The organism is Psychrobacter sp. I-STPA10, assembly GCF_021012795.1.
Taxonomy (GTDB): Bacteria; Pseudomonadota; Gammaproteobacteria; order Pseudomonadales; family Moraxellaceae; genus Psychrobacter.
On sequence record NZ_VFYU01000018.1, the window covers coordinates 39,357 to 57,966 of the forward strand.

General features: G+C 38.2%; 19 protein-coding genes. 18 read left to right on the plus strand and 1 reads right to left on the minus strand.

Annotated elements, in window-relative coordinates; all coding sequences use genetic code 11:
* The first annotated feature begins 7 nt into the window (after positions 1 to 7).
* From FHK89_RS08875 to FHK89_RS08900, 6 genes are all read left to right on the plus strand, one after another.
* The gene (locus FHK89_RS08875; RefSeq protein WP_230656365.1) at positions 8 to 781 is read left to right on the plus strand and encodes an ABC transporter permease; all 774 of its coding nucleotides are present in this window, start codon (positions 8 to 10) and stop codon (positions 779 to 781) included.
* A gap of 92 nt (positions 782 to 873) precedes the next feature.
* Entirely contained in the window at positions 874 to 1,785 is a 912-nt protein-coding gene (locus FHK89_RS08880; RefSeq protein ID WP_230656221.1) for a hypothetical protein, read from the plus strand.
* A 45-nt stretch (positions 1,786 to 1,830) separates the two neighbouring features.
* On the plus strand, positions 1,831 to 2,673 hold the full coding sequence (locus FHK89_RS08885) for a hypothetical protein (protein ID WP_230656218.1): 843 nt from the start codon (positions 1,831 to 1,833) through the stop codon (positions 2,671 to 2,673).
* On the plus strand, positions 2,670 to 3,542 hold the full coding sequence (locus tag FHK89_RS08890; RefSeq protein ID WP_230656215.1) for a hypothetical protein: 873 nt from the start codon (positions 2,670 to 2,672) through the stop codon (positions 3,540 to 3,542). The genes FHK89_RS08885 and FHK89_RS08890 overlap by 4 nt, the downstream gene beginning before the upstream one ends.
* Before the next feature lie 70 nt (positions 3,543 to 3,612).
* Positions 3,613 to 4,473, plus strand: coding sequence for an NADPH-dependent 7-cyano-7-deazaguanine reductase QueF (gene queF, locus FHK89_RS08895; protein ID WP_230656212.1), 861 nt, complete (start codon positions 3,613 to 3,615; stop codon positions 4,471 to 4,473).
* Between the two features lie 133 nt (positions 4,474 to 4,606).
* Complete coding sequence (locus FHK89_RS08900) at positions 4,607 to 5,389, plus strand: lysozyme inhibitor LprI family protein (RefSeq protein ID WP_230659165.1); 783 nt, start codon at positions 4,607 to 4,609, stop codon at positions 5,387 to 5,389.
* Positions 5,390 to 5,715: 326 nt separating this feature from the next.
* On the opposite strand, the gene FHK89_RS08905 is transcribed toward FHK89_RS08900, so the two are convergent.
* The gene (locus FHK89_RS08905) at positions 5,716 to 7,434 is read right to left on the minus strand and encodes a proline--tRNA ligase (protein ID WP_230659167.1); all 1,719 of its coding nucleotides are present in this window, start codon (positions 7,432 to 7,434) and stop codon (positions 5,716 to 5,718) included.
* A 440-nt stretch (positions 7,435 to 7,874) separates the two neighbouring features.
* Between FHK89_RS08905 and FHK89_RS08910 the strand changes: the two genes are divergently transcribed.
* The 12 genes from FHK89_RS08910 to accD all read left to right on the plus strand — a co-directional run bounded on the left by FHK89_RS08910 (position 7,875) and on the right by accD (position 18,426).
* Positions 7,875 to 8,549 (plus strand): DUF4230 domain-containing protein, encoded by a 675-nt coding sequence (locus FHK89_RS08910; RefSeq protein ID WP_230659169.1) that lies wholly within the window; start codon positions 7,875 to 7,877, stop codon positions 8,547 to 8,549.
* Between the two features lie 543 nt (positions 8,550 to 9,092).
* Entirely contained in the window at positions 9,093 to 10,370 is a 1,278-nt protein-coding gene (locus tag FHK89_RS08915; protein WP_230659171.1) for a hypothetical protein, read from the plus strand.
* 246 nt (positions 10,371 to 10,616) lie between these two features.
* Positions 10,617 to 11,144 carry a GTP-binding protein gene (locus FHK89_RS08920; RefSeq protein ID WP_230659173.1) on the plus strand — a complete coding sequence of 176 codons (528 nt, stop codon included), beginning with the start codon at positions 10,617 to 10,619 and terminating at the stop codon, positions 11,142 to 11,144.
* Positions 11,145 to 11,687: 543 nt separating this feature from the next.
* Complete coding sequence (locus tag FHK89_RS08925; RefSeq protein ID WP_230659175.1) at positions 11,688 to 12,128, plus strand: roadblock/LC7 domain-containing protein; 441 nt, start codon at positions 11,688 to 11,690, stop codon at positions 12,126 to 12,128.
* 368 nt (positions 12,129 to 12,496) lie between these two features.
* Entirely contained in the window at positions 12,497 to 13,141 is a 645-nt protein-coding gene (locus FHK89_RS08930) for a phosphoribosylanthranilate isomerase (RefSeq protein ID WP_329958705.1), read from the plus strand.
* Positions 13,142 to 13,190: 49 nt separating this feature from the next.
* Positions 13,191 to 13,574: a WG repeat-containing protein gene (locus FHK89_RS14965; RefSeq protein WP_230659179.1), complete on the plus strand. Its 384-nt coding sequence runs from the start codon at positions 13,191 to 13,193 to the stop codon at positions 13,572 to 13,574.
* 64 nt (positions 13,575 to 13,638) lie between these two features.
* Entirely contained in the window at positions 13,639 to 14,895 is a 1,257-nt protein-coding gene (gene trpB, locus FHK89_RS08940) for a tryptophan synthase subunit beta (RefSeq protein ID WP_230659181.1), read from the plus strand.
* A gap of 32 nt (positions 14,896 to 14,927) precedes the next feature.
* Positions 14,928 to 15,473: an NADAR family protein gene (locus FHK89_RS08945; RefSeq protein ID WP_230659183.1), complete on the plus strand. Its 546-nt coding sequence runs from the start codon at positions 14,928 to 14,930 to the stop codon at positions 15,471 to 15,473.
* 49 nt (positions 15,474 to 15,522) lie between these two features.
* Complete coding sequence (locus tag FHK89_RS08950; protein WP_230659185.1) at positions 15,523 to 15,885, plus strand: hypothetical protein; 363 nt, start codon at positions 15,523 to 15,525, stop codon at positions 15,883 to 15,885.
* Entirely contained in the window at positions 15,878 to 16,285 is a 408-nt protein-coding gene (locus FHK89_RS08955) for a PIN domain-containing protein (protein WP_230659187.1), read from the plus strand. Before FHK89_RS08950 ends, FHK89_RS08955 begins: the two co-directional genes overlap by 8 nt.
* 249 nt (positions 16,286 to 16,534) lie before the next feature.
* Entirely contained in the window at positions 16,535 to 17,356 is an 822-nt protein-coding gene (trpA, locus tag FHK89_RS08960; protein WP_230659189.1) for a tryptophan synthase subunit alpha, read from the plus strand.
* Between the two features lie 134 nt (positions 17,357 to 17,490).
* On the plus strand, positions 17,491 to 18,426 hold the full coding sequence (accD, locus tag FHK89_RS08965) for an acetyl-CoA carboxylase, carboxyltransferase subunit beta (RefSeq protein ID WP_230659191.1): 936 nt from the start codon (positions 17,491 to 17,493) through the stop codon (positions 18,424 to 18,426).
* The last annotated feature ends 184 nt before the right edge of the window (positions 18,427 to 18,610 follow it).

An 18,610-nucleotide genomic window follows, 5' to 3' on the forward strand; every position in this document is an offset into this window, starting at 1 on the left:
AGATGGCATGACATGGTCACAAAAATGGATTGCATTTAGCACCATCATGTACAAAGAGTTGCGCCGTATTTTACGTATCTGGCCACAAACTCTATTGCCCCCTGTGATTACCATGACCTTATATTTTATTATCTTTGGTAAGATGATTGGCTCACGGGTAGGCGAGATGGGTGGTGTGCCCTATATGCAATTTATTGTACCGGGGCTGATTATGATGGCAGTGATTACCAATAGCTACTCTAATGTGATGTCGAGCTTTTTTAGTGCAAAATTTCATGCCAGTATTGAAGAGATGTTGGTATCTCCTATCTCAAAACATGCCATCTTGATGGGCTATGTGAGCGGTGGTATCTTCCGTGGACTCATTATTGCCATCATCGTCTCTATTGTGGCGTTATTTTTTACTCAGCTTGGTGTTGTACATCTGTTTGTGACTATATTTACTGTCTTGGGTACATCTATTTTATTTTCATTAGGTGGCTTTATTAATGCCATGTTTGCACGCTCATTTGATGATATTTCTATTGTGCCCAGTTTTGTATTAACCCCATTGACCTATTTGGGTGGGGTGTTTTATTCGATGGAAAACTTATCACCCTTTTGGCAAAAACTATCCTTATTCAATCCCATTGTATATATGGTGAACTCTTTTCGTTATGGTATTTTAGGTCATTCTGATGTCAATGTTTGGTATTCAATGGTGGCAATTTTTGCCTTTTGTGCGGTATTGTATGTGATTGCCTATCGTTTTTTACAGGATGGCTCACGTATCAGGTTATAAAGCTAATTTGTAAGTGGTTAAATCCATCGCTGCTTGTGGTCACACTAAGCATTGGTTATGATAAAAGCTCAATAGGTCTTGGGCTTTTTTTAATGGCAAAAATATTTTTACAATTGGCGATATTATCCTTGGTCGTTACTATCGATAATGGTGTATTGGCAGTAGCTGTAACACCAGCAACACCACTAACAGCCAGCATGAATGACTATGTATGGATTGCCTTAGATAAAAAAAGCGAAGCTGATCATCATCAAGATGACTGTCATAACAATAACAGTAACAATAGCGATAAAGATGATAGTTATTCCACCTTACACCCTGACTTGCATTGTCTTTATCCTACTCATGGGCGTATCGATAATGAACTAAGCAAAAAGTGGGGCATGAGTGATAAGGTGATTAGAGAAAAAGACACCCTTTATGTGACAGTGCCTAATCGCCAATATCCTTTGATATTTAAAGACGATGCTTATATTTATGATGATCCTGAAAACATTTATAAATCATATTATTTTCTAGAGCAGTATGATAAATCTCAGCAGTTACTTTATTTACAAAATCATTCAACTGTGTCAAAAAAAGATGTCATCGTAGACTTAGCCACAGGGTTTTGGCAAGATTTTTATGGTAGCCATTTGCAGTTATCGCCTAATAAACAGTACGCTGCCAATTTTGATAGGGATGCTGAGTTGACGCGGGATATTAATATTTGGGAGCGTCATCAGGATGGATATTACAAAGGTTATTTCCATCCGATAGATAAACTAAAAAACCAAGAACAACTACGACAGTTAGATTATGATTATTATCAGACAGACAGTACCCATGAAGTTGAAAATTTACGGCAGATAACATGGGTCAATAATAATAAGTTTTATGTGGATTATTTTCATAAAATACATGATGAAGATACCGTTGCCTTTCATATTCGACATACCTTTTTGCATGATGCTGTCAGTGGTCAATGGTATATGAAAGTTGCCAGTCAGCCGCATACAAAATGATTCATATAGGGGATAATTTTTGTTTTATCCAAGGCTCATATTGATATGCTAAATATTGCCCCTCTTGTTTATATGATTCTTCTTGATCGTATTGTCATCTCTATCTTGCTTAGCCTAAGAGTATTATCTTTAGCGTCTTTCTTATTTGTTGCCTGTCAGTCTTATGCACAGACAGAAAAAAATAATACAAAATCACTAGCAATAGTAAATACTGAGTATGAGTGTCAGGATTACCTTGAATTTGCAACTTTTAATGAGTATCAGCAGTGTTTGCATCGCACACTTGAGAATCGTGATAATGGATTAAGTCAGCAGTGGGGTTTAAACGATAAAGTCGTCAGAGAAAAAGATACGATTTATATCACTGTAGCAAATCGCAAACATGCGTTGGCATTTAAAGATGAGGTATACCCTTTTGATGAAGAGCATGGTACGACTTATGGTTTACAACACTATGATGCAGAGCAACAAAAATTATATCTTTACCGTATTTGGTACGAATCCGTCTCTACTGTCATTGTTGATATGACCATAGGATATTGGCAGGAATTTGCTGGGGTTCAGTTAGAATTTTCACCTAATGGTCAGTTTGTGGCTGGTTTTTATGGACGATTGGGGCTACCCTCTTATGCCATCGTTGTTTGGCAACGACAAGAGAGTCAAGATGAGCAATATATACATGATTATGGCAGTAATATTTTGTATGAATATGTGGCGGAATTACCCTCATTGCCTGCCGCTTATGAGGATAAAAAGCTCATCTGGATAAATACAAATAAGTTTATTGTCGAGTTTTCCTATCACATACAAGCAGATAGTGATGTTGTTTGGGTACGCTACGCTTTTGTGAGAGATGATAATGGTGATTGGCAGGTGACAAAAATATGACAATAACTCCTAAAAACTTTGATTTAAGACCCATAAATATTATTGTTAACATGATCGTATGGATATTGTTGTCCATATTAACCATGTCATTGCCTATCCATGCACAAGCCGACATACCCAAGGCACGCATGGATGATTATATTTGGGAAGTAGTGGCAGAAGAGGAGGGGTTTGGAGCGATCTATGACTCAAGTAGGTTATGTCAGCCAGATAATTTTGCTTCCTATCAATATTGTCGCCAGCAGATACTAGAAGCACATGATAATAATTTGATTCAGCAGTGGGGGTTGGCTGATCGAATGGTACGTGAGTTAGATACTCTTTATATTAATGTACCCAATCGCCAATATCCCTTGAGTTTTCGTGAAAATCAATCCGCCGTCTATGAAGAAGCCATTGACTATCTGGCATTGAGTGGTTTTGACAAAAATCATCAGCAACTGTTGATAGAAAAGCAAATGTGGGAGACGTCAAATACCATAGTTGTTGATTTAAACACAGGTCGCCACCAAGAATTTTATGGTAGCGATTTGAGTTTTTCACCTGATGGCTCTTATATAGTAACGGTGGAGACTTATCCAGATTTTGAACAAGTAATGCTGTGGAAGAAAGATGCACAAGGCGTGTATCATCTTGGTAATATGGAAGATAATGGCTATGATGTTTTTACCGATCAATTGGCTTTTTATAATGGCACAAATAATACAGTCAATCTGCATAAAGTGAATTTACAGTGGCTTAATAGCAACAGCTTATTGGTAGATTTTTATTATAAAATAAATATTGATGACACAGTGGCTTATCGAGTACGTTTTAATTATATAAAACCTGATGACTCATCAAAATGGCAAGTTATTGCCGTCAGATAGTCGCAGTCGCCGTCATAATTACAATCACAGTTGCAGTCTTGAAAAAATTAATTAAGTATTAGGACTAATTATGAGTATACATGGTGTATTGGGTGAGTCTACCAGCTATCCCAAATCTTATTCTCCTGAGGTGTTATATCCGATTAGCAGAACACTTGGGCGTGGGCATATCAATTATGATACCAATAAGCTATGCGTTGGCGTTGATTGGTGGCATGCCTTTGAAGTGTCATGGCTCAACTCACAAGGTATTTCACAAGTGGCGTTGGCACGTTTTTCTATTCCTGCTACCTCTACTAATATCGTCGAATCCAAATCATTAAAGCTGTATCTTAACAGTCTCAATTTTACAGAATTTGATGACTGGCAAACAGTACAACAGACCATCAGCAAAGACTTATCTGAGGCGGTAGGGGCGTCTGTCACTGTGCAACTTTTTGATTTATCTACTATTAATAGCATTTCTGGACTGCTGATAGATCAGCCACAAGGACAATGTATTGACCAAGCATTGGTACAGACAGCAGAAAAAATCGCATTGACTGAACACCCTGATGCTTGTCTTTTGGGCAAACTTGATATGCAATCAGATACAGCAGAATTACAAGACTATCAGCTTTATTCTAATTTATTGCGTAGTAATTGTCCCGTCACCAATCAACCTGATTGGGGTACAGTAGCGATAGAAATGACCACCGATATAGAGGTAAATCAAGCAAATTTGCTTAAGTATATACTTAGTTTTCGTCAGCATAATGGCTTCCATGAGCAATGCGTTGAACAGATATTTGCTGATTTAAGCCAGTATTTTCATCCTGCGTCGTTGATGGTACGGGCATGGTATACCCGTCGTGGTGGCATTGATATTAATCCTTGTCGGGCTAGTGATATAAGTGTGTTACCAAAGCCAACTCGTCTTGTTCGTCAGTAATATAGTCAAAGAGATACTAAAAACACCGTTACAAACAATACTGTTAACGCTGGTATTTATTGATTACTATAAGATAAAGCTTTACCTCAACTTTACTGCGTTATCAATTTAATACAATAAATAGGACTATTATATGAAGTTACCAAATAGATTATTTGTCATGACTACAGTGTGTTTGACAGCGATGGGTGCTCAAGCAGCATTTGAAGAGCACAATTATGACTGCGAAAAAGCCAATTTAAAAGACTCTTATCAGTGTTCTATTGAAGCTGTAAAGACTGAAAAACAGCGATTAAATGGCGTTTATATGAATATTTATCGCAACTTAACTGCTACTCAAAAACAGCAAATGGATAATAAGCAAATTGCTTGGAATAAAAAACGTGATGAAAATTGTGGTGTAGAAGAAGATAGACAAATTGTTAATAATGATTCGGTCTGGCAAGAAATATCCGCCAATACGTGTGTGGCGTATGCAACCCAAGATATGACCCGATACTATCTTACTGACTTTAACGTAGCGAGTTTAGCAGGAGCTGCTGATTTTAAAAAGATAAAAACTGATGGTACTGTTACCTATTATAAAGGTGAAACAGTGGTGAAAGGGACATTTAATATATCAGCACCAGATGATGATTATTCCCCTTGTGCTGTCTGTTTTAGTGTGAGCAATGCAGACAGTCATAAAATACCCAGAGAAATGGGCGATACTAGAGACGCGTGGTTTGCCTTTGAAAATACGAACAAGGTGAACTCACAATTAAAACTACGCAAAGATAAATGTTATCAACCAATAAACGCAACGATTAAAATTAAAGATTATGCTGCTGATACTGCTGAGACCGAGACTGTAGATATAACTACTTTGGTAAATATCATATCAATGGAAAAACCTAAAATAACATCTTGTTCTTAAAATGATGTTTTGTTTTTAAGCACTTACCTCGCTCTCAACTTATTTTTACTAAATTGATATATGACCCCTCCCATACCCTCCCCTTGAAGTAAGGGGAGGACTTAAAAACCAGTTCCTCTCCCTGAGGAGGAATATAGCGAAACACTGTTTCGCCCCGACGCAAGACAAGAGCTATGCTCGCGTAGTAAGGGGGAGGCTAGGAGGGGGTTGAAGTTGAGAGTGAGGTAGCACTTATTTTTATTACCATAAAAGAGAACCGCTATTGCGGTTCTTTTATTATCTGAACAATCATTGATAAAGGTATAAACAGCAACCGTATAAAGAATCTAGCCACCAGTGATTTTTGCAATCACTTCTTCACGAGTTAGCAACTGTTTTTCACCATCTCGGCGATTCACATACTCATATTTATCTTCTGCTAAATTACGATCTGAGACCACAATACGATGTGGAATACCAATCAATTCCAAATCAGCAAACTTCACCCCAGGACGTTCATTACGATCATCAAGTAGCACATTCAAGCCTTGTGATTTAAGCTCTTCATACAAAGCAGTGGCAGTATTTATAACCGTATCTTCTTTGGATTTCATCGGTACGATGGCAATATCAAAAGGTGCAATAGAATCTGCAATATTAGGAGTTTGGGTCCAAATAATGCCGTTTTCATCATGGCTTTGCTCAATGGCAGCAGCAATAATACGACTCACACCAATACCATAACAACCCATCATCAAGGTGACAGGTTTGCCATTTTCACCCGAGACAGTACAATTTAAGGCTTGTGAGTATTTATCTCCCAATTGAAAGATATGTCCCACTTCAATACCACGTTTGATTTGTAATACACCTTTGCCATCAGGTGAGGGATCACCTTCGACCACATCACGAATATCAACCACACGAGTAATTTGAGCATCACGCTCCCAGTTCATGCCTGTGGTGTGATGATTGGCTTTATTTGCACCACTAACAAAATCAGACAATGCAGCAGCAGATCTGTCTACAAAAACAGGCATGTCTAAATTAACACCAATATAGCCTTTTAGTAGCCCCGCTTTTTTGATGTCTTCATCACTTGCCATTGTAAATGGTACAGCAACTTCAGTAATCTTTTCAGCTTTGATGGTATTTAAAGTATGATCACCACGAATGACCAAAGCAACGAGTTGTGGATTACCCTCGCTGTCTTGCCCATTGACAATAAGACTCTTAACCGTTTGTGATAAAGGAATATTAAGATGTTCTGCTACCTGCTCACAAGTAGGCATATTGATGGTCTCGACATCGGTGCGATTCTCGCTGGCAGGTTGCCGCTCACTGGTACAAATTGCTTCTGCAAGTTCAATATTTGCAGCAAAATCTGAACTATCAGAAAAGACAATGCTGTCTTCACCACTGTCTGCCAATACCTGAAACTCATGTGAAGCAAAGCCCCCAATAGAGCCTGTGTCCGCTTGTACTGCCCGAAAATCCAGACCCAAACGAGTAAAGATACGAGTATAAGCATCATACATATCTTGATAAGTTTGAGCCAGTGACGCTTGATCCACATGAAATGAGTAAGCATCTTTCATGGTAAATTCACGTGCACGCATGATACCAAAACGGGGGCGAATCTCATCACGAAACTTTGTTTGAATTTGGAAGAATGTCATTGGAAGTTGTTTGTAGCTGCGTAGTTCACCACGAGCCAAATCAGTAATCACTTCCTCATGAGTTGGACCTAAGACAAAATCACGTTGATGACGGTCTTTAAAACGCAATAACTCAGGGCCATAGTCATCAAAACGACCTGACTCTTGCCATAGCTCAGCTGGCTGAGTCATCGGCATTACAATCTCTTGAGCACCAATACGCAGCATCTCTTCACGTACAATGCGCTCAACTTTTTGTAAAACTCTTAGCCCCATTGGCAGCCACACATATAATCCTGAAGCAAGTTTACGAATCAAACCAGCGCGAAGCATTAACTGGCTAGACACAATATCGGCATCACTGGGAGTTTCTTTTAATGTAGCAAACAAAAATTGACTGGCTTTCATAAATAACCTGATATTTGGCAAAAAAAATAAGATAAAAATAAATAAGAAACTTACTAATACTCTATATAATATACATCTTGAAGTTATAAATATAGCTCAATCATTAGAATCTATAAAATTTAGTCATGTTGATGAGTAGCAAGTTATTGTATGGCATGAAAAAATAGCATTTTAGTAAGTTTTAAGTTTAATAGTAAAATATGATAGCATGAGTACTCACTTTCATTTTGCTTGTCTATCATGATAGTGTATAAACTTAGCTACAAATAACTGATTTAAATGCTTGTATCGAGCATACTTTATATAATGCAAATATAGTGAATATAGAAGTAGTCTATGTTAGGTAAACTGTACAGCAGACGCAATCGTTTTTTTGCATCAACAAAAAGTGATGATACTGATAATAACATTATGTATTATATTAAAAGGCTAATCGAACAGTGACGAATACTTCAAAAAATCTTAACAATACTCCATTATCAGATACCAAGCCATCTGCTGACCAGCCTATGAGTCTAGGAAAGATGGTTTTATTGCTCTTAGGACTCATGCTGTTACTATTTATTTTTATATCTAAGCAGCCACCAACTGATGAAATAGAAGTTTTGACCAGAGAAGGAGTTGTGACTCAAATACAATCACTCAACCGTTTACAAACCACAGCTTTTAGTGTAGACACAATTATCAGTAGTAAAAAACAAGGTAATTGGTATGCCCTATGGCAAGATGAACAAAAGGGGTTGTTTGTTGCTCATGGGCGAGTTACGGCGGGTATTGATCTAAATAAGCTATCAGCCAGTAATGTGCAAGTATCAGAAGATGGAAAAAACATTGATATTACCTTACCAAGTGCAGAAGTGTTTGAAGTATATTTAGATAATATAGAAGTTTATGACATTGATACCGGTGTGTTTGGTCTGGTGAATATAGACCCAAAAATATTTAATCAAGCTCAGATAGCTGGCAAAAAACAGGTACTTGCTATGGCTTGTCGTGGTGGTATGATGCAGATGGCAAGTGATAATGCAAAAAAGCAAGTACAAGGACTGTTTGAACTCACTGGTGCAACCGTTACCGTTCATGCATTAAGTGATGGACGCTGTATCAAACGCTAAATTTTTAATTTATAATTTAGTGTGGGTTATAGTAAGGAAGGTTGTCCTAGTGGTTATCTTAGGAGAGGTACAAAATAATTAAACATAATTATAGGTACAAAAAAACGTATGAATGCAGCTAATCAGTGATGAAACGGCCACATTCTTCTGCTTATTAGTGAGATATGGTATATTTTGCTAAGCATCATTTTTTCTCAGTTAAAATAGGATAAATCAGTTATAATATTTCAACTGTGATAATGGCATGAAACATGTTGAGCCATTTTTATGTGATATAAGCAGTTTATATTACTTATGAATATATTTTTACTGTTTGTTAATATAATCAATAACTTAATTAGAAATATGGCTTGCTTATCAGGTGGAAGCAAATCTTGGGGTTTGTGTTTTATCTCATACAATTATTTTTCTTAAATAAAAACTGAGTAGCTAATATAGTTCTAAATATCAATTCAAATAAGACGATCTATCTATTACTCATAGGAGAGCAAGTCATGCAAGTTATCTTAAATCAATTTATCACTATGTTTGGAATGTTGCGATATGAGTAACTCTGGTACTGCGGGAAGCAGAGAAATAAAAAAAGTAATGCGTACAGCATTGATTGGTATTAAGCCTGCAGATTTGATAATGCTTAAAGGCTATCTTAGAGTATTATTACGTTTAGAGGCAGATTTGGAGTGGGTGCCTGCCTCCCATCCAAGTATAGATTTATATATCATCAATGATGAGTTTCGTGGATCAACCAGTGTCCATAAAATACTTAGAAATCAATCAAAAGACAAAGTGTTGTATGTACGGCGTAGCGATAATGCCGAAGGTATGATGTCAGATAATTTGATCATTCTGCCACTACAAGATCTTAAAGCATTAAGCAGTTGGCTTTATAGTAACCTGCCTTTTTTGCAGAATGATGTGTCTGCATCCTCATCAGACAGTACACAGACTTTAGCTTCTAATAATTCAAATGTTGCTACAACTGTCAAAGAAAGCCAACCAGAAACTGAGCAGTCAACTCATGTAAGCTCCAATACAACAACGACATATCCAGCAGATGATAATGGGTTGTTTGCTGTTATTGATGCCATACAAACTCGTCCAGATGGACTTTATGAGTTGAGTTGTAGTCAAGGTAAGATTGCCTTAGTCAATTTGGCACGTCAACGGATATGGTTGGTCGGTGAAGGTTCAGTGACACCTAATGCTTCATGGAAATTGCAACCAACCACTCGAGCTGTATCACCTGATATTAGCAAGAGTATTGACTTATTTCAGTGGTTATGGCAACAGGCATGGAGTGCCCCTGATAACTTGTTATCGATGATTTCTGATGAAGAAACTTATCAGCTACGCTATTGGCCAAAACCACGTATGACAGGCAAACGTAAAGAGCTGGCACATCTATTAACTGCAATGGAAGCACAACCAATACTGGTAAGAGACTTAGCCGTCCGTGCAGATACCTCTGTTAATGCTGCCAAAAAAGTGGTTGCCAGTTTGTTGTTTGCAGGTGGACTGCATGCCGAAACTTATGAGAAATTAAAGAAATTTGGTAATAGTGCTGCAAAGTCTAGCTCTAATATAACATCAAATAGTTCAACCACAGGATCAAGTACGGGTAGTACACAAAATACACCCAAACCAAGTGTGGCAGTCAAGCAAAAGCGTTCATTCTTGGATGAAATCTTAGCTCGAAGATCCTCTGGTGACACGTCAGCGGCAGCAACAACTGAATCACAGGCAAATACAGGTGGTAATAACTCTGCTAAAGAAGAGAAACTTGGCTTCCTTGCGAAGATTAGACGTAAGCTGGGATTATAGTTTGGTTTTTGCAAAATCTAGCAGCAATTTAGAACATTCTATATTGCTGCTAAAATGAAGGGTTTGTGGTTGAATTCTATACAGTTTATAACAAAATGTGTTACTCTATTTTTGATAATGAAAAGAAGTACAATATTATCATTGAAATAAAAAAGTAATGGCATACTGTTTAATATATTTTTTATTGTTTTATTAATTAAGTTGTTAAAATATTATTTATAATAATCAGATAGGTGAAGTTGATATATGCAACGTTTAAAAATAGTCTTTAGTGGTCCAATGGGTTCAGGAAAAACACAAGCAATATCTAGTTTGTCTGATGTTCCCGTGGTCTCTACTGAGGTGTTAAATACCGATCTTGATGCACATAGCAAAATACTGACAACTGTTGGTATGGATTATGGTGAGCTTATTATTGAAGGTGATTCTAATATTGGATTGTATGGCACACCAGGACAAGAGCGTTTTAACTTTATTTGGCCGATTTTGGCACAAGGTGCTTTAGGTATTGTGATTTTAATCGATCATTCTGCCAAGGATCCTGTTGCAGACTTGGCTCACTATATAGATACTTTTAGAAACATCTATGATGGACGCATGGTCATCGGTGTGAGCCAAGTTGATAAGAATCCTGAACTGGATATGGCGGTCTATCGAGACTTTCTACAAGAGCAAGAATTGTATTTGCCATTATTTCCTGTTGATATGCGCAAAAAAGAAGATGTATTATTACTGGTCGAAACCATCATCTCTTCATTGGAATTAGAAGACTAATTAACCATCTGATATTTTGTTGATATTAGAACTGAGGCAAAACACGATATTTGCTTATCAAGTGACTGCAACTGGAAGTTATTTATGAAACTTTTGGAGCGATATGGTATAAAGTTAGTCACTTTAGAATATAAAAAATAATTATGACCAACCATATTGTAGTTGTAGCATAGCAAGGAGCTATACCCTTAAAAAGATTTTTAAGTTAAAGTTGCAAAATGCTAGTATAAAGACAGGTTGCAAATCTGTTATAAATAAAGTTGTTATAAATTACGAAAAATAACTACAACTTATGTTTTGCAATAATAACAATATCTTTATACTATTTTGATGGCTGCTTTTCTGATAGTTACCTATTTGAGATAAAATTACTGATATAAAGATTATAAAGTCTTTGCTAGGTTATTCTTAGTTTAGGCTGGGGTGGAAATAATCCTAAATTAAAGATTGTTAAATGATTAAAGATAAGAAAAAATACTTACCTTTATTATTTTATTTGAACTTATTTTGATAATTTAAAAACGGATAATGGATAGAGCTTTTATGAGTAATAAACTTTTTCAATTGGATTCTAAACGTGTCAAGCCCAAAGAGGCTTTTATTGTCGCATCAAAAGAGGTGCTATATAATTTAGTACACTCTACAAGTGGGATTGAAGGTGTGCTTTTAGCCACTACTGATGGCTTTGAAGTCAGCTCTATCTTTCAAAAAGAGTATGATGGCAGCAAATTATCAGCGGTTGGTAGTTCTATACTCGCATTGGTACAAGCATTAACTGCTGAGGCGCACTTAACTGGCTGTCGTTCTGTCATATTAGATGCACAAGATGGTAAGATTATGATTAGCGCGGTTCCAAATGACAATCAGCCAATGATTGTTATGGTGATGACTAAGCAAAAAGTACTATTAGGACAAATCATGCATGGCATGAGTAAAGCAATTCATGGTTTGGTGCATTTAGATAGAGAGCACCATAGCGAATAATCGCTTTTATTTAGCTTGAGTGGTTTTAAAGTTAGGTGATGGTGACTGGTTAGGCGACTCTGTCTGTATTTTTTTCTTCGACATCAATCATAAATCTTAGCTTAATAAAAAACATTCATATCCAAAAGTAAAGATCAGCGTCTGTATATACCGATGCTGATTAATGCTGTCCTCATATTGTTAGACATCAAGTCTGTGGATACAAGATCCTCATCCATAATCTGACTCATAAATAGAGTTTATTCCAATATTCCACTATATAATCAACAAACACTTGTTAAAAAGATTGTTGTTATCATATATAAATAGCTAGCATATACCAAACCAATCCAAATCTAACAGAAAATTTAACAAAGTATGCTAGGATAATACCGATGATGCAAATAAAATTTTGTGGCTTCACCCGTAAGCAGGATGTCAAGCAAGCCGTGGCGTTGGGCGTTGATGCTATTGGCTTGGTATTTTATCCGCCAAGCCCTCGTGCGGTGAGCATAGAGCAAGCAGCGTCTTTGGTGCAAGCGATACCTGCGTTTACCACGGTGGTGGCGTTAGTGGTCAATATGCCACAAATTGAGCTTGAGACACTGGCTCAGACTATACACTTTGATGTGATCCAATTTCATGGAGATGAGACGGCCGAGCAGTGCCAACAGTTGGCAAATACTGTGAATAAACGCTGGATAAAAGCCCTACGTATTAATCAGCAACATGACACCATAGCGAGCATTAGTCAGCAGATAGTTAGGTTTGCTGATGCGGGGGCGAGCAGTATTTTACTCGATGCCTATCATAAAGACGCTTATGGTGGTACAGGTGAGCGATTTGATTGGTCACTCATTCCTAAAAAGTCTGCGTTACCGATTATTTTAGCAGGGGGATTGAGTGCTGATAATGTCGGCAAGACGTTAGATTTGCCCATACAGGCAGTGGATGTGAGCGGTGGTATTGAGTCAGCAAAGGGCATTAAAGATAGGGCGAAGATGCAGGCGTTTATAGAGGCGGTAAAAAGATAAATTTATCATGACAGATGACATGACAGTCAAGTATAAAATAGGATGAATTGTGACTCAAAGTATTTTATCAAGATGGTATGTGCTTGGTTTGCTAATAATTTCAACAAATAGCTTGGCTGAAAGCTATGATATAAGAGAATGGATAAAAACTCAGCCTCAAATAGTGCAGGATAAAATTGATGTATCAAACTGTCGTTACCCTAAAAATATCGAAAAACTTGAAATAGTGAGTGTGACCTGTTTGGGTGAAGAGAGGACATCGTTGGTAATTTATAAGGGTAAGTATGGCATCTTAAATGCTGAAGGTGATTGGGTAATGTTACCTAAATATGATTACATTACTCTTTTTACACAAGGGACAGCCGTTGTCGAAGAGGGTGCACATAAGTTCTTAATTAATCCTAAAGGTGAGTGGATTGCAGATATTGAATAGTTAGATTTTTGATTTTAAGATTTTAAACAGTTTAATTTTGATAATTGATAGAGTGAAATAGATGATGAGCGATAATAAGCAAAGCAATATTAGTGAGTTAGGTAATACCCAGCAGTCGGCTGAGGATTATAATCAGTATCCTGATGCCAGTGGGCATTTTGGGGTGCATGGTGGACGCTTTGTGTCTGAGACGCTGATGGCGGCGTTAGAAGAGCTTGAAACGCTGTATAATCGAGTGAAACAAGACCCTAAGTTTTGGGAAGAGTATCATAATGATTTGATTAATTATGTCGGTCGTCCAACGCCTTTATATCATGCCAAACGCCTCTCTGATGAGATTGGTGGCGCACAGATTTATTTTAAGCGTGAGGATTTAAACCATACTGGCGCGCATAAGGTGAATAATACCATTGGTCAGGCATTGCTGGCGAAGATGTGTGGCAAAAAACGCATCATTGCTGAGACAGGTGCAGGGCAACATGGGGTAGCAACAGCAACGATAGCCGCTCGACTTGGGCTTGAGTGCATTGTGTATATGGGTGCAGACGATGTGGAACGGCAAAAGATGAATGTGTACCGTATGCGTCTGCTCGGCACAAAGGTAGTACCAGTGACTTCTGGCTCACGCACGCTAAAAGATGCGATGAATGAGGCGATGCGTGATTGGGTAACCAATGTGGATACCACGTATTATATCATTGGCACAGTGGCAGGCCCGCATCCGTATCCGCTGTTGGTGCGTGATTTTCAGGCAATTATTGGTAAAGAAGCACGTATTCAGCATTTAGAAAAAACAGGCAAGCTGCCTGATGCCTTAGTAGCGTGTGTTGGTGGTGGCTCAAATGCGATTGGGCTGTTTTTCGACTTTTTAAATGACAGTGAAGTGGCGTTATATGGTGTTGAGGCGACAGGTGATGGTATTGAAACAGGTCGCCATTCTGCGCCATTGGCAGCAGGTCGGGTAGGGGTATTGCATGGCAATCGTACCTATTTGATGGCAGATGATGATGGACAAATTTTGGAAACTCATTCGATTTCTGCAGGTTTGGATTATCCCGGTGTTGGCCCTGAGCATAGCTTTTTAAAAGATGTTAAACGGGTACAATATGTTGGCTGTACCGATGATGAGGCGATGTGGGGCTTTAAAGAGGCGACTTTAAAAGAGGGTATTATTCCTGCTTTAGAGTCCTCTCACGCAGTGGCATATGGGCTAAAACTGGCAAAAACCATGAGTCCAGAGCAATCCATCATTATTAATATGTCAGGGCGTGGTGATAAAGATTTGCATACAGTGATGAAATACGATGGGATAGAGCTGTAAATTAAAGATGGCTGTAATGAAAGATAGCTGTGATGTATGATTTAGATTGGCTTATCAAGCAATATCAAAGTAAACAGAAGTTAAAATATGTCTATTTTTGGGGACATAGCAAACGTGCTGATGGTCAACTAACCCATAGCTGTTTTAGCCAGTGGTGGACAGCCCCATTTGTGGTTGATGGCATTACTTACCCAACTGCTGAACACTATATGATGGCTCAAAAAGCCAAATTATTTGCCGATGAGGATAGCTTTGCCAAAATCATTGCTAGTTCTCACCCCAAGCAAGCCAAAGATTTAGGCAGAAAAGTGTTGGGATTTGATGAAAAAGTATGGAATAAGCACCGCTTTGATATTGTGGTGGCAGGTAATCTGGCAAAATTTGGACAATATCAAGCGTTGCAAAATTACTTGCTAGGTACAGGTCAGCGAGTATTGGTAGAAGCAAGCCCAGTGGATAAAATCTGGGGGGTGGGGCTGGCAAAAGATGATGACAATATTTCCAATCCGCTACAATGGAGGGGACTGAATTTGTTGGGTTTTGCCTTGATGGAAGTGCGGGATAGATTGCAACAGTAGCTTATTAGCAACAGAAAACTACTAAAAGAAGGATTTAAGGGGGAATGTGATGCATGCTTATACAATTTATGTGGAAGACCATGCAACAAACAAATTTTGTGACTTGTTAAGTACTTTTGAACAAGATGAAGTGGTTATCATTAAGCAAACGCGAGTAGATGAATCTTTATTGACTACATTACCAATTCTTACAGATGCTCAGGATAATGTGAGGACTGACTCAACAAATACTGAATCAGAAAATACTACAGAGAGCCAATCTGAAATGGTCAAAGTGGAAAATATGAAGATGGAAGATTTGGCGGGAATCTTTTCAAAGTATGTAACGCATAGGATTAGCGATGAAGAAATAGCCGAGGCGGCGGTTGCAGGTGCTTATCAACAAGGTATGGCAGGCAAAGGTGATGGATAAACCTATTTTTATTATTGATACCAATGTTTTATTACGGTTTATTTTAAATGATGATGCCAAGCAGCATGCCAAAGTTAAAAAGTATTTTATCTCGAATGAGCTTTTTTTGTATTTACCCATTATGACTGTGTGTGAAACAATTTGGGTGATAAAAGATAAAATGAAAATTCCGCGGCAATCAGTTATTCAAATTTTAACAGCACTGGTTGAACAAGATAATATATTGATTGCAACTGAAGCCTTTGATTATGGTATGAATTTTTTAAAAAGTGGCGGTGATTTTGCTGATGGGGTAATTGCTTATCAGGCTCATTGTCATGATAATGCCACATTACTTACCTTTGATAAAAAATCGCAAAAAATTGCCAAACAATTAGCCATTACTTGTATAGAGCCATAAATTGCCCCGATTAGATATAAGAACCTGTATTCACAACCCATAATGGTGGCTTTTTGCCTAAAATAGACGTACTACGGCGTTAAATTTTGGGTTAAATAGAGTGACTATTCGCCCCAAAATTTGCCTTGTATTATGCAATTTTAGTTTAAAACTCCCCTGATTTTGGATTATGAATACAGGTTCTAAAATTAGAAGTGAATTATTCAGCCTAAAAATTTTAAAAGAGATACTTAAAAAAGAGATAATATTATGACCCGAATTGAAACCACCTTTAATACGCTAAAATCACAAAACAAAAAAGCCCTGATTCCTTATGTGATGGCAGGCGATCCAAACCCAACTGTTACTGTCGATTTGCTGCATGAGTTGGTGGCTCATGGGGCAGATATGATTGAAGTGGGCTTACCTTTTTCTGACCCGATGGCAGATGGTCCAACCATCTCTTTGGCAGGGGAGCGTGCATTGGCAGCAGGCACGAGTACCCGTCAAGCGATTGAAATGATTAAAGCATTTCGTCAACAAGATACGCAAACACCGATTATTTTGATGGGTTACCTCAATCCTGTGGAAATCATTGGTTATGACCATTTTATTAGTCTTTGTGAAACGGCAGGTGTGGATGGTATTTTGATGGTAGATTTACCTCCAGCCGAAGCAGGTACGTTTACTCAGCGTCTTGCTGATCATGCGATGAATGAGATATTTTTATTATCACCCACCACTTTACCTGAGCGTCGTCGTCAAGTGATGCGCCATTGTGGCGGTTATATTTATTATGTGTCGCTCAAAGGAGTGACAGGCTCAGCAAGTTTGGATACTGCTGATGTGGGTAAGCAAGTACAAGCGATTAAGTCTGAGACCAATTTGCCCATCTGTGTTGGTTTTGGTATTCGTGATGGTGCGTCAGCAAAAGCAGTTGGACAGTATGCCGATGGGGTAATTGTGGGCAGTGAGTTGGTGAAGCATTTTACTGATATTGCAGCAGATGCCGATGGTAGTCAGATTGATGCTGCCAAAGCCAAAATTATGGCAAAAATGGATGAGTTGCGTACGGCTTTAGATTCCTTATGATGGTTTTTGTGCTCTATTAAATACTTAACTACTTGTTCTATTAAGTATTTAATATTTTGACAATAAAGCCCTTTGCGAAATCAGGTTTACAAGTGTAAACTAAAAGTATTTTATGGTAATAGTGATAGTTAATTATGACCCAAACAACCAATTCTCCCAGTTCCACAGTGGCATCAACAAAGACAAACAATGAGCCAGCCCCCTATCGTACATGGCTAGAGCGTCCTGTTCCCAGTATCAAACAGCAAAATATGGCACCGTTATCAGCGGTTGAAACCGAGCCTTCTACGCAATGCTCACAGTGCCATTCATTGACCACCAATACCGCGTTGATATTTAACTGCTATATCTGTCCGCATTGTGATCATCATTTACCCATGACTGCTCGGGTACGTTTGGGTTGGTTTTTTGACGAGGTGGATACTGAGCTAGGGCAAGAGTTTGTCGCTGGTGATCCACTCAGTTTTATTGACAGCAAACCTTATCCACAGCGAATGCAAGAAGCACAAGAAAAGACGGGGGAGTCTGAAGCTTTGTTGGTGATGTATGGTACGTTACGTAATCTAAAAGTGGTGGCGTGCGCTTTTGATTTCCGCTTTATGGGTGGCTCGATGGGGTCGGTGGTGGGAGATCGTTTTGTTAAAGCGGCTGAATATGCGCTAGAGCATAAAATCCCTTTAGTATGTTTTGCAGCATCTGGTGGGGCTAGAATGCAAGAAGGGTTATTGTCCTTGATGCAGATGGCAAGAACAGGAGCTGCAATTGAGCGTCTAAAATTGGCAGGTGTGCCTTATATTGTGGTGCTCACCAATCCTGTGTATGGTGGTGTGACTGCATCGCTTGCCATGCTGGGTGACATTCACTTGGCAGAACCAAAAGCGATGATTGGCTTTGCAGGTAAGCGGGTGATTGAGCAGACGGTACGTGAAACGCTTGAAGAGCCATTTCAACGTGCAGAGTATTTGCTTGAGCACGGCGTTATTGATCAGGTAGTGCATCGTCAGCAAATGATTGATACCATTTATCGTCTATTGGCAAAATTGACCCATCAGCCGAATCAGCATACGTAATTAAATTTAAGTATTCAATATCTCAACTAATGGATAAAATAAATATAGATTAGTCGAGATAAGCTATTAGATATTACTCATAAGGTAGTCTGCCTTATGAGTATTTTTGTCTGTAGACGGTTATAATTATATTTTTTATTGTGCTCGAGGCTTGGTAAGCAAAATATGCCAATCTTCGCTCTTA